This is a genomic window from Amycolatopsis sp. NPDC003676 (assembly GCF_053587275.1).
Genome location: NZ_JBSFNS010000009.1, coordinates 1 through 11,864 on the forward strand (window position 1 = coordinate 1; position 11,864 = coordinate 11,864).

Below are 11,864 nucleotides of genomic sequence, written 5' to 3' on the forward strand. Positions count from 1 at the left end.
GGGTGCTTGTCAAGGCATCTTTCCCGCCTTGACAAGCACCCCCAGACCGTCAGCACACTCAAGCTTCGGGGTGCCCCACGCAACCACCGTGCGCAATGTCGCCGCCAGGCGACGAGGTAGGGCTACCCCCCGCCCCACCACACAAGCCAGCCCCGTACCCCTCACCCCCAAAACGCGGCAAACTCAACCACGTGACCACCCACCCACACCCCGGCACCCCAGGTCACCCGGTGAACCCAGCCCTACTCCGCCGCCTATGGCCCGCCACCCCGCGCCAAGCCCTCCGCGAAACCGCCTGGCTGGCAATCACCGGCCCCCTCCCCCTGCTCTCAGTAGTCCTCCTCCTGGCCGGAACAGCCGTCGGCATAGCCCTGACCCCCGTCCTCGCCGGATTCCTCATCCTCACGGCCGTCCTCCGCGGAGCAAGACTCTTCACCGGCCTACACCGCCGCCTAGCCACAAAACTCCTAGGAATCTCCCTCCCACCCCCACCAAGAACCGACCTCAACCCAGGCCTCTGGAACTGGCTAACCGCCCGCCTAGGCGACCGAACAGCCTGGCGCTCCGTCGCCTACCTCCTGGTCCGCCTCCCCTTCGGCCTCCTCGCCATGATCGGCGCAGGCGCGCTCGGCTTCTTCGGCCTGGCCTCCTTCACCTACCCGCTCACCTGGCTCCTCGAGACCAGGCCCGGCCACCGCCTGCCGGTCTTCAACATCGGGAGCTTCAGCTGGCTGGGCTCCCTCGGCTGGTGCCTCCTCGGCATCGCCGTCCTGACCGTCTGGCCCGCCGTAGTGCACCTCCTCACCGAAGTCGACCGCCTCCTCCTCCGCACTCTGACAGCCGACCCAGGCCTCCGCGAACGAGTCCGCTTCCTCGAAGAAACGCGAGCCACTGCCCTAGACGAAGCAGCCGAACAACTCCGCCGCATCGAACGAGACCTCCACGACGGCGCCCAGGCCCAACTAGTCGCCATGGCAATGAAACTCGGCCTGGCAAAAGAAGAACTAGCCGCCGACTCCGTCAACCTCGACCAAATCCGCACCCTCGTCGACACCGCCCACAGCAACGCCAAACAAGCCCTCATCGAACTCCGCGACCTGGCCCGCGGCATCCACCCCGCAGCGCTCGACAAAGGCTTGAGCCTCGCACTGTCCACATTGGCCAGCTCAACCGACTTTTCCGCGACCGTCGCAGTAGAACTAAGCCGCCGCCCACCCCCGTCACTGGAGACAATCGTCTACTTCGCCGCCGCCGAACTCATGACCAACGCGTCCAAACACGGTGCCGGACGATGCACAGTCCTGGTCGAAGACCGCGAAGACGTGCTGCGGCTGACCGTCGTCGACCACGGCCCCGGCGGCGCCGCGGTCATCCCCGGCGGCGGACTGTCCGGAATCGCCGAACGACTCCGCCCGGCCGACGGCGAGCTGACCGTTTCGAGCCCGAACGGCGGCCCGACCGTAGTCACCGCAACACTCCCGCTGCCCCGCTAAACTCGGTGAAATGAGGGGGAAACAGTGCGGATCGTGATCGCGGAGGACTCGGCAATCCTGCGCCAGGGCCTAGCCGAACTCCTGGGCCTGCGCGGCCACGAGGTAGTAGCGGCAGTGAAGAACGCCGACGACCTCCGAACCGCCGTCCGCGAGCACCAGCCCGACGTGTCCATTGTGGACATAAGGATGCCGCCGACCCACACGGACGAAGGCCTGCGCGCGGCAATAGACCTGCGCGCGGAACGGCCAGGCTGCGCGATCCTCGTCTTCTCGCAGTACGTCGAAACCAACTACGCCAAGCAACTCCTCGCCGGAGAAGCGGGCGCGGTCGGCTATCTGCTGAAGGACCGCGTCGCCGAGGTGTCGGACTTCCTCACCGCGCTGGAACGCGTCGCCAAGGGCGAGACGGTGCTCGACCCGGAAGTCGTCCGCCAGCTGTTCGCGACCACCGGCCAGGCCGGTCCGCTCGCCGAGCTGACCCCGCGCGAACGCGAGATTCTCGGATTGATGGCGCAAGGCCGGTCGAACTCGGCGATCGCGGCCGAGGCGTTCCTGTCGGCGGGCTCGGTGGAGAAGTACGTGACGAGCATTTTCGGCAAGCTGGGCCTGCCCCCGTCGGACGGGCACAACCGGCGCGTCCTCGCCGTGCTCCGCTATCTCGATTCCTGACGCCTACCCTGACGGTATGTACTCCACCGAGATCGAGGTGCACACCGGAAACACCGCCGTCGTGCACAACCTGACCCGGGAGGCCGAGAGGTTCCTGCGCGACGCCGATGCCACCGACGGCCTGCTGCACGTGTGGGTGCCGCACGCGACGGCCGGGCTCGCGGTGCTGGAAACCGGCGCGGGCAGCGACGACGACCTCCTCGCCGCGCTCGACGACCTGCTCCCCCGGGACAATCGCTGGCGCCACCAGCACGGCACCGGCGGACACGGCCGCGACCACGTGCTTCCCGCGTTCCTCCCGCCGTACGCGACCGTGCCGGTGCTCGGCGGCGTGCTGCTGCTCGGCACCTGGCAGTCGGTGTGCCTGGTGGACACCAACGTCGACAACCCCGTCCGCCGGGTCCGCTTCAGCTACCTCACCGGCTGATCCCGCCGTAGCATCGCGGACGTGACAGCCATTCGCGCGCACCGGCTGGTGCTCTGGGACATCGACCACACGCTCGTCGACTACACCGGGCTCGGGGTCGGCTGGTACGGCTCGGCGCTGGCGGCGGCGACCGGGGCGCAGTTCCGCACGCACCCGGATTTCGGCGGCCGGACCGAGCGCGCGATCACCGCCGACGTCCTGAGCATGCACGGGATCGAACCGGACGAGGACACCATCCAGCGGATGTGGCGGGAGTTGATCGCTGCCGTCGAACGCGCCCGGGAAACGCTTCCCGAGGAAGGCCGGGCGCTCGACGGCGCGGCGGCCGTGCTCGCCGATCTCGCCAAGACCGACGGCGTCGTGCAGAGTCTCGTCACCGGAAACCTGCCGGAGATCTCGCGGCACAAACTCGCCGCGCTCGGTCTCGACGAGCATCTCGATCTGGAGATCGGCGGCTACGGTTCGCTTTCGCCGCGCCGCGCGGATCTCGTCCCGCACGCCGTCAAAGCCGCGGAAGCGAAGCACGGCAAGGAATTTCCCGCGGAAACCGTGGTGATTCTCGGGGATACTCCGAACGACATCGATGCGGCGCTCGAATACGGCGCGGTGGCGATCGGCGTTGCCACTGGCCGGTTTTCCGCCGGGCAACTGGCCGAAGCGGGCGCACACCGGGTTTTGCCGGACCTCGCCGATCTGTCCGCGGTCCGCGCCGCGGTGCTCGGACTGCCCTGAGACAAGCGACCTGGATCACTCGTTCGGGCGACATCCCTGTCAACCCCTGTTCCGAGTCGGATAAGCCTCGCCTGAGCCGAATGCCAACCTGTTTTCCCTGGTCAGCGCGTTGACCTTCGACGAAGGTCAGTCTTGGGGCCAGGGTCGGGTCCCCCTGGGGTAGCAGTCCCTTAGGGGGAGAAGTAGGTCCGACGGGCGATGACCGCTTAAGATCGCCGCGCCAAACTTTCCCCATGACGATCGCACAGGGGGGAACCGGCCTCGTGGCCGGAGAGGCACGCGGACGGCTAGCGGTGCTGTGGAACCGGATCCCGTTCACGACGACCGTCGTGCTCGCGATCATGATCGTGGGGGTCGCGACCGGCTCGCTCTGGCACGCCGCCGAGCACCAGCACGCTTTCCACTACTACGCCTACGGCCTCCCGTCGCTCGAACACGGCCGCTGGTGGACGCTGTTCACCGGGCCGTTCTACGCCCTGCGCCCGTGGTTCTACCTGCCGATGGCGGGAAGTTTCGCGCTGATGGCCGGGTTCGCCGAATGGCACCTGGGCACCCGGCGAGCGATGGCGGTGACCATCGGCGGGCAATTGGTGTCGACGATCGTCGCGGTGCAATTCCTCGAACTTTCCCGCAATTCCGGCTGGGCCTGGGCCGACCGGATCTCCGGCACGCTCGACGTCGGCTTCTCCGGCGGCGCGCTCGCCGCGATCGCCATCACCAGCGCCACCCTGCGCACGCCGTGGCGGCTGCGGCTGCGAGCCGGGCTTTGCGTGTACGCCGGAGTAGCGATCGTTTATGTCGGCACCCTCGCCGACCTCGTGCACTTCTTCGCGCTCGTTCTCGCGCTGCCGCTGGGCCGACGGCTCGCCGGGCCCGCCGCACGCAACGCCAACAAGCCGTCGCTGCGCGAATGGCGGCTGCTCGCGTCCGCCGGGTTGGTGCTGCTGGTCGTCGCCGAAGTGGTGATGTGGCTGGTCCCGGGCGACGGCCCGTTCGGCTCGTCGGACTCGATCTCGTTGTCCGGCAACGAACTTCTCCCGCTGTGCATCGTCGCGGTGCCGATCCTCAACGGGCTGCGCCGCGGTTCGCGGTTCGCCTGGCGGTGCGCGATCGCGCTGTGCGTGCTCGCCGCGTCGCAGATGGCGGTGCTCGCCGGGCTCGTCGCGATCACGCAACTGATCCGCGAGGACTACGACCTCAGCAGCCCGCCGCTGTTCATCGTGGACAATCTCTTGTGGACAGTCGAGCTGGTGTTGCTGATCTCGGCCCGGCGCGCGTTCCGCGTTCCCTCGCGGCGCAGGCGGCGCAAGATCTTCCGCGGCGGACCGGACCCGGCCTTCGCGCGGCTTCTGCTGGGCCGCAACGGCGGCAGCACCATCTCATGGATGACGACCTGGCCGCAGAACACCTACTTCGTCGCCTCCGACGGCACGTCGTACCTGGCGTACCAGCGGCACGCCGGCGTCGCGGTGGCACTCGGCGACCCGGTCGCACCAGACGGGACGAGCGACCGCACGCTGCGGGAGTTCTCCGCGATGTGCGAGAACACCGGGCTTGTGCCGTGCGTGTTCTCGGCGACCGCCGGGACCGTCGCGCAGACCACGAAACTCGGCTGGCAGCACGTCCAGGTCGCCGAGGACACGTTGGTGGACTTGGAAAACCTCGAATTCCGCGGCAAGGCCTGGCAGGACGTGCGGACCGCGCTGAACCGCGCCAAGAAGGACGGCATCGAGTTCCGGCTGGTGCGACTGGCCGAACAGCCGTGGTCGATCCGCGAACAGGTGCGGGCGCTGTCCGAGGAATGGATCTGCGACAAGGGCCTTCCGGAGATGGGCTTCACGCTCGGCGGCGTGGACCAGGCGATGGACCCGGCGACGCGGGTCGGCCTCGCGGTCGACGCGGACGGCACGGTGCACGGCGTGACGTCGTGGCTGCCGGTGCACACCGGCGACGGCGAAGTCGGCGGCTGGACGCTCGACGTGATGCGCCGCCGCGCGGGCGGATTCCGGCCGGTGATGGAATTCCTGATCGCCTCGACCTGCCTGGCGTTCCGCGAGGAGGGCGCGAAGTTCGTGTCGCTCTCGGGCGCGCCGCTGGTCCGCAGCAACGACAGCACGCCGCGGCAGATGGTCGACCGGATGCTGGACGCGCTGGGTTCGATGATGGAGCCGTACTACGGATTCCGTTCCCTGCACGCGTTCAAGGCGAAGTTCCAGCCGCGGCACGAGCCGTTGTACCTCGCTTACCGCGACGAGGCCGATCTGCCGCGGATCGGGATCGCCCTGGGCCGCGCGTATCTGCCGAACGCCGGGCTGATGGACTTCGCGAAGCTGGCGCTGCGGCGTCAGCGCGTGGTCGGCGGCGGCGTGGTCGTGGACCGGTCCGCGGCCGGGACGCCGCGGTAACTGTGCAGGATCCGGACGAGGTCGTCTCGGGACGCGGAGCCCGGGCGGCCTTGTTCGGAGTACGCGACCAGCACGGCCGACCTGTCGCCGGCTTTGAGCGCGAGTGCTCCGACAAGCACGCTCTGCGGCTGGCACGGCGCGTTGCTCGGGGCCACCTCGGCGACCACGAGTGTGCCCTCGCGGCTTTCGTTCTCGATCTTGACCTCGGTCTTCTCCGGCGCGCCAGGCGTCACCTTCGCGGCCGGAGCGCCTTCGCCGGTGTACGCGCTGATGCCCAGGTCGGTGACCGCCTTGCGGGCGGCTTCGGCGGCGTCGCTGGTCTTCTCGGTGGTGAACCCCGCGCCGCCGACCTGGCCGACCGGGTCTTCCTTGCAGCTGCCCTTGCCGAGGAACGCACTGGTGGTCAGGTTGATCCCGGGCGATCCGGCGACCGGGTCCCAGCCGTGCAGCGTGGTCGGCGCCGGTTCCCAAGACGGCGGCACGTCGTACGCGTAGCTGCCGTCTTTGCCCGGCACTGACTGCCATCCCGCGACCACCGGCGGCACGACCACCTTGGGGTCCGGCTGGTAGGTGCGCGGGGCGCGCGGAGTGTCGTCCGTGCTGGCGGAATGGTGGCTCTTCGTGGAGAAGATGTTGTAGCCGAATATCCCGATCATGATGAGGATCGGGACCGCCTTCACCAGCCGGAGATTGGTTTTGCGGGGCGTGGATCGCCGGAGCTGCGCCGGGGTGAGGCTTTGCCGCAGGGGATCCGCGCCCTCTTCAGGCGGCGGAGTCCCCTGCGGCTGCGGGGCTGGTTCGGACGGCTTCGGCGCTGTTTTCTCGTACCCGGCGCTCGGGAACTTCGGCGCGTCGGACGGCTCGTACCCGCCGAAGCCGCTCAGCGCGGCGTTGTCCTGGTACCCGCCGTCGTCGCGCCGTTTGCGTCCGAACCAGCCCACGGGCTTCAGCCGCGGACGAGCTTCGCGAGGTGGTCGACGACCGAGTCGACGGCGATTTCCTCGCGTTCGCCGGTGCGCCGGTCCTTGACCTCGACCAGGCCGTTCGCGAGGCCGCGGCCGACGACGAGGATCGTCGGGACGCCGACCAGTTCCGCGTCGGCGAACTTCACGCCCGGGGTGGCCTTGCGGTCGTCGAGGATGATTTCGAGACCGGCGGCGTCGAGTTCGGCGGCGATCTTCTCCGCGCCCTCGCGCACCGTCTCGTCCTTGCCCGCGATGACCACGTGCACGTCGAACGGCGAGACCTCGCGCGGCCACACCAGGCCCTGCTCGTCGTGGTTCTGCTCGGCGAGCACACCGACCAGGCGGGAGACGCCGACGCCGTAGGAGCCCATAGTGATCCGGACCGGCTTGGAGTCCGGGCCGAGCGCGTCGACCTCGAAGGCGTCGGTGTACTTGCGGCCGAGCTGGAAGATGTGCCCGATCTCGATGCCGCGCGCGGCGACGAGCGTGCCCTGTCCGTCCGGCGACGCGTCGCCCTCGCGGACCTCGGCGGCCTCGATGGTGCCGTCCGGCGTGAAGTCGCGGCCGACGACCAGGTCGAGCACGTGGTGGTCGCGCTTGTCGGCGCCGGTCAGCCAGGCGGTGCCTTCGACCACGCGCGGGTCGACGAGGTAGCGGACGCCGTTCTCCTGCAGCCCCTTCGGGCCGATGTACCCCTTGACGAGGAACGGGTTCTTCGCGAAGTCGGCTTCCTCGAGCAGCTCCACCTCGGCGGGCTCGAGCGCCGCTTCGAGACGCTTGAAGTCCACCTCGCGGTCGCCCGGGACGCCGATGCCGAGCAGCTCCCACTCCTTCGCGCCCGGCTGGCGCGTCTTGACCAGGACGTTCTTCAGCGTGTCCGCGGCAGTGAACTCGCGGCCGAGCCCGGCGGCGTTGAAGAACGCGACGAGGGTCTCGATGGTCGGCGTGTCCGGGGTGTGGTGGATCTGCGCCTCGGGCAGGCCTTCGAGCGGCCGGGCGGCGGGCACGGGCGTGACCACGGCCTCGACGTTCGCCGCGTAGCCGGATTCGGTGCTGCGGACGAAGGTGTCCTCGCCGTTCTCCGCGACCGCGAGGAACTCCTCGGACGCCGAGCCGCCCATCGCGCCGGACGTGGCGGCCACGATGACGTACTCGAGGCCGAGGCGGTCGAACAGCTTGATGTAGGCGTCGCGGTGGGCCTGGTAGGAACGCTCGAGGCCTTCGTCGTCGAGGTCGAAGGAGTAGGAGTCCTTCATGACGAACTCGCGGCCGCGCAGGACGCCCGCGCGGGGGCGCGCCTCGTCGCGGTACTTGGTCTGGATTTGGTACAGCGTGACCGGGAAGTCCTTGTAGGAGCTGTACTCCCCCTTCACGGTGAGCGCGAACAGCTCCTCGTGGGTCGGGCCGAGGAGGTAGTCGGCCCCCTTGCGGTCCTTGAGGCGGAAGAGGTTGTCGCCGTACTCGGTCCAGCGGTTGGTGGCCTCGTACGGTTCGCGGGGCAGCAGCGCGGGGAACTGGATCTCCTGCGCGCCGATCGCGTTCATCTCCTCGCGCACGGTCTCCTCGACCCGGCGCAGCACCCGCAGGCCGAGCGGCAGCCACGAGTAACCACCCGGGGCGACCCGGCGGACGTAGCCGGCGCGCACCAGCAGCCGGTGGCTGGGCACTTCGGCGTCCGCCGGATCCTCGCGCAGCGTGCGGAGGAACAACGACGACATCCTGGTGATCACTGGGAACTCCCTGCGCTGAGCGGGCCTTAGACGTTTCGCACAGAGTAGTCAACCCCCGGGCCTCGACGCATGCGGGTTATCGGCGAGTGCCGTTTTTGTCGGTGGTCGCGGTTAGCGTGCGGGCATGGGTTTGGAGATGGGCATGATCACCGTCGACTGCGCCGAGCCGCAGCGCCTGGCGGAGTTCTGGACAGCGGCACTGGGCGTTTCGGTGGCGGCGGACTACGGCGAGTTCGTGATGCTGGAGGGTCCTGCGGCGGGCGGGCCTCGGCTGGGGTTGCAGCGGGTGCCGGAGCCGCGGAGCGGGAAGAACCGAGTGCACGTGGACTTCGGCGCGGACGACCGGGAGGCCGAGGTCCGGCGACTGGTCGGGCTTGGTGCGGTGGAGCTGGGGCGGCATCAGGTGCCCGGGCTGGAGTGGACGGTGCTGGAGGATCCGGAGGGGAATGTGTTTTGTGTGTCCGCGAAGGGGGCGCATTGAGGATTGAGTGAGGGTGGCTGAGCGACGTTAGACCGCCCGCGCGGAGGCGGTTACCCGCCGCCAGACATATGAGAACGGCGGGATCAGCGCCATCGGAACAAAGAGCAGCTGCGCTGTCAGCGGTCCTGGCTGCGCATGTTGAACGAGGAGGGCGAACACACTCGCGCTGATCGTATACGCCGCGAGCCACATCGACGTATCCGTATATGGCACGAGAACGTTCTGGTCGAACTTGCTCAGCCACACCTTTTCTCGCGCTGCCTTGCGCCGTTTCGCGGCTCGTAGCGCCCGCCTGCGGATTCTCGCCTTCCGCGCCTGGTCTTCGCCAGCCAAGCAGAAGAGTTCATGGCGTCGTGCGTAATAGTCGAATCGGCGATGCTTCTCGGTCATCGGGCCAAACAGCACCTGCCGGTAGTCGATCACTCGTTGGGGCACTCTAAGGACGAACTCCAGAGCGACGAAGCAGAACACCAGCGTCGCTGCGACCACAGTGATCGTCAACGCCCAACCGTTGAGGGCGTTGACGAAGGTGTCGTGCCAACTGTAGGCACAGAACAGCGGAAACGCCGCCCCTGAGAAGCCGTCACTGGGACTCAGAGTGCGCCAGTGCAGCGGAGGGCGGCGCTCCTGAGCTAGTTCAAGCCAAACCAAGCCGGCTGCGACGAGAAGCCCGAGACTGATTAGAGCGACCAGGTCACCAGACAGGTAACCGAGAGCACGTATAAGTGCAAGTACGGCCATTCCGGATAGATACCCGCCAATGGCGATGAAAAGTGCTCGACGCAGTCGGCGTCCAGTAGCCCTTTTCTCCCGCATGTATGGACAGTCGCAGTACCTCCGCATTCCCTAGCCCCCCTGCTTTCGGACCAAAAACTCACTGTATGACAGACCAGGCACACAGCCTGCAGGATCCAGCCCGCAGACCGGCGAAAGCGCAAAGGGCGCTGCACAGAAGCGCACGCAGGGGACGTGTCGTGCACCTGCGAGGTACACGCACTGAAGGGAGTCCACAAGGGCCGACTGCTGACCACCAGCCGACCATGTGCTCAGCTAGCAGAGATCCAGCGGATGGCCACGCACCGAGCAACCCGCAAGAAGCGGCGACTGGACAGGAAATTACTACCCAGAGCGCCGCACATGTCACCCAAGGCGAGCAGCGTCGGCACTAGGCTGCCCCGAACCACGGTCAGCCGAGCGGCAAAACGTACCCGTAATTCCGCTCAGCCGCCTGATACCCGCACCGTTCGTAAACAGCGAGCGCCCGGTGGGTGTTGTCCACGTCCACCGACAGCGACGACCTCTCGAAGCCAGCCGCGCGACCGGCCTCGAGGGTGTGTGCCAGCAGCGCCGACGCCAGGCCCCGGCCGCGAGCCTCCGCCAGGGTGCCGACGTAGTTGACATGCAGCTCGCGCACTCCGGTCGCCGCCGCGTCCGCCTCGTAGAACGACGACATCACGAACGCCACGACCCGGTCCCGCTCCGGGGAAAGGAGGAGAAACGACAGGTCCGGCTGAAAGTCCTTGTTGCCGCGAAACCGGTGTTCCCACTCGTCGGCGGAGAGCCAGGTGCTGCCCCAGTGCCCGGCGAACGCGGCGTTGCGCGCGTCGAGCACCAGCGCGTCGTAGCGTTTCTCGCAGGCGACCAGCGGAAGATCGTCCGGAAGCTCCGGGGCCGGGGGCAGCGAGGCCAGGTCCGCGCGCATCTCCACGAAGGTGCGTTCCTGCTTGAACCCGCCGCGCTCCAGCAGCGAGATGTACCAATGCTCGTTCTCGTGCGCGCCAGCGTGCAGTTCCAGCTTCGCTTCCGGGAAGTGCCGCGCGTGGACGGTCCGAGCCGTGCGCACAAGCCACTCCGTCAGCGCCGAAGCGACCTCGTCGGTCCGATACTCCGGGTCAGTCAGCGCTGCGACATGCGGCTGATGCACCGGATCAGCGGCGTCGCGGGCAATGACCAACGCATAGCTCACCAGCCGCGCCCCGTCCCAAGCACCGATGCTCGCTCCAGGCAGATCGACCGACGGACCCGACAGTTCCTGGCGCACGTCGCCCTCGTCCCAGTGCTCGCCAGTGCGGTCGGTTTCCTCCGCGACCGCGCAGAGCCGGGTGACCTCGCCGACGTCGGCGAGCGTGAGCGGGCGCCAGGTGAGTTCCATGCGAGCCAGAGTAAGGAGCGGCACACGGCCAACGCACCTGGATTACCCGGCGGTTACGCTCCGGGGGTGCTGGTGCTCCTCCCCCCTTCAGAAACCAAGGCCGACGGCGGCAAAGGCGCGCCGCTGGACCTGGACGCGCTGTCGTTCCCCGAGTTGAACCCGGTGCGCGCCAAGCTGGCCGACGCCCTGGTCGAACTCGCGGCCGACGTCCCCGCGAGCCTCGCCGCGCTGGGCATCTCCGCGCGCCAAGCCGACGAGGTCACCCGCAACGCCCAGCTCTGGACCTCCCCGACGATGCCCGCGCTGAGCCGCTACACCGGCGTCCTCTACGACGCACTGGACGTCAAAAGCTTCACCCGCGCCGGCCTGGCCAAAGCACAGCAACGACTGGCCGTCACGTCCTCCCTGTTCGGCGTCGTCGCGGCCACCGACCCCATCCCCGCCTACCGCCTCTCGGGCGGCAACACAGTGCCCGCGCTGGGCACCGTCCGAGGCCTGTGGAAGCCGGTCCTGGAACCAGTACTGCACGAGGTCGAAGGCCTGATCGTGGACCTCCGTTCCGGCACGTACGCCGCCTTCGCCAAACTGCGCGCGGACGCAGTCACCGTCCGAGTAGTCACCGAAGACGCCAACGGCAACCGCACCACGGTGAGCCACTTCAACAAGGCCTATAAAGGAAAACTGGCCGCCGTACTGGCCACCTCGCGAAGCGAACCGTCCTCTGTGGACCAGTTAGTGCGGGTGATCACCAAAGCAGGCCTGACCGTAGAACGCACCGGCGACCACGCGCTGGAACTGCTCACCGACTGA

At 68.2% G+C, this 11,864-nt stretch carries 11 protein-coding genes; 7 read left to right on the forward strand and 4 right to left on the reverse strand.

Annotated elements, in window-relative coordinates; all coding sequences use genetic code 11:
* Nucleotides 1-95: 95 nt before the first annotated feature.
* The 5 genes from ACWDNU_RS07710 to ACWDNU_RS07730 all read left to right on the forward strand — a co-directional run bounded on the left by ACWDNU_RS07710 (nucleotide 96) and on the right by ACWDNU_RS07730 (nucleotide 5,726).
* Nucleotides 96-1,493, forward strand: a complete 1,398-nt coding sequence (locus ACWDNU_RS07710; RefSeq protein WP_449668203.1) for a sensor histidine kinase — start codon at nucleotides 96-98, stop codon at nucleotides 1,491-1,493.
* Nucleotides 1,494-1,517: 24 nt separating this feature from the next.
* Complete coding sequence (locus ACWDNU_RS07715; protein ID WP_449668204.1) at nucleotides 1,518-2,162, forward strand: response regulator transcription factor; 645 nt, start codon at nucleotides 1,518-1,520, stop codon at nucleotides 2,160-2,162.
* 16 nt (nucleotides 2,163-2,178) lie between these two features.
* Nucleotides 2,179-2,589, forward strand: coding sequence for a YjbQ family protein (locus tag ACWDNU_RS07720; RefSeq protein ID WP_037820381.1), 411 nt, complete (start codon nucleotides 2,179-2,181; stop codon nucleotides 2,587-2,589).
* Between the two features lie 30 nt (nucleotides 2,590-2,619).
* Nucleotides 2,620-3,321, forward strand: coding sequence for a haloacid dehalogenase-like hydrolase (locus tag ACWDNU_RS07725; RefSeq protein ID WP_449668310.1), 702 nt, complete (start codon nucleotides 2,620-2,622; stop codon nucleotides 3,319-3,321).
* A 233-nt stretch (nucleotides 3,322-3,554) separates the two neighbouring features.
* A complete protein-coding gene (locus tag ACWDNU_RS07730; protein WP_449668205.1) occupies nucleotides 3,555-5,726 on the forward strand; it encodes a bifunctional lysylphosphatidylglycerol flippase/synthetase MprF in 2,172 nt (723 codons plus the stop codon).
* Here the strand turns inward: ACWDNU_RS07730 and ACWDNU_RS07735 are convergent.
* Together ACWDNU_RS07735 and ACWDNU_RS07740 are read right to left on the reverse strand one after the other, a co-directional pair.
* Entirely contained in the window at nucleotides 5,666-6,667 is a 1,002-nt protein-coding gene (locus ACWDNU_RS07735) for a hypothetical protein (protein WP_449668206.1), read from the reverse strand. The two genes, ACWDNU_RS07730 and ACWDNU_RS07735, sit on opposite strands and share 61 nt — an antisense overlap.
* 5 nt (nucleotides 6,668-6,672) lie before the next feature.
* Entirely contained in the window at nucleotides 6,673-8,421 is a 1,749-nt protein-coding gene (locus ACWDNU_RS07740; RefSeq protein ID WP_449668207.1) for a proline--tRNA ligase, read from the reverse strand.
* A 124-nt stretch (nucleotides 8,422-8,545) separates the two neighbouring features.
* On the opposite strand from ACWDNU_RS07740, the gene ACWDNU_RS07745 reads away from it, so the two are divergent.
* On the forward strand, nucleotides 8,546-8,902 hold the full coding sequence (locus tag ACWDNU_RS07745; protein ID WP_449668208.1) for a VOC family protein: 357 nt from the start codon (nucleotides 8,546-8,548) through the stop codon (nucleotides 8,900-8,902).
* A 27-nt stretch (nucleotides 8,903-8,929) separates the two neighbouring features.
* Here the strand turns inward: ACWDNU_RS07745 and ACWDNU_RS07750 are convergent, their stop codons facing one another.
* Entirely contained in the window at nucleotides 8,930-9,643 is a 714-nt protein-coding gene (locus ACWDNU_RS07750; RefSeq protein ID WP_449668209.1) for a hypothetical protein, read from the reverse strand.
* 445 nt (nucleotides 9,644-10,088) lie between these two features.
* A complete protein-coding gene (locus ACWDNU_RS07755) occupies nucleotides 10,089-11,054 on the reverse strand; it encodes a GNAT family N-acetyltransferase (RefSeq protein ID WP_449668210.1) in 966 nt (321 codons plus the stop codon).
* A 66-nt stretch (nucleotides 11,055-11,120) separates the two neighbouring features.
* Between ACWDNU_RS07755 and yaaA the strand changes: the two genes are divergently transcribed.
* Nucleotides 11,121-11,864: a peroxide stress protein YaaA gene (yaaA, locus tag ACWDNU_RS07760; RefSeq protein WP_370939333.1), complete on the forward strand. Its 744-nt coding sequence runs from the start codon at nucleotides 11,121-11,123 to the stop codon at nucleotides 11,862-11,864.

Excerpts from the sequence above, each read along its gene's own strand:
- ACWDNU_RS07710 (WP_449668203.1), top strand. The coding sequence starts at position 96 with ATGTCGCCGCCAGGCGACGAGGTAGGGCTACCCCCCGCCCCACCACAC.
- ACWDNU_RS07720 (WP_037820381.1), top strand. The coding sequence starts at position 2,179 with ATGTACTCCACCGAGATCGAGGTGCACACCGGAAACACCGCCGTCGTG.
- ACWDNU_RS07730 (WP_449668205.1), top strand. The coding sequence starts at position 3,555 with ATGACGATCGCACAGGGGGGAACCGGCCTCGTGGCCGGAGAGGCACGC.
- ACWDNU_RS07745 (WP_449668208.1), top strand. The coding sequence starts at position 8,546 with ATGGGTTTGGAGATGGGCATGATCACCGTCGACTGCGCCGAGCCGCAG.
- ACWDNU_RS07750 (WP_449668209.1), bottom strand. The coding sequence starts at position 9,643 with ATGGCCGTACTTGCACTTATACGTGCTCTCGGTTACCTGTCTGGTGAC.
- ACWDNU_RS07755 (WP_449668210.1), bottom strand. The coding sequence starts at position 11,054 with ATGGAACTCACCTGGCGCCCGCTCACGCTCGCCGACGTCGGCGAGGTC.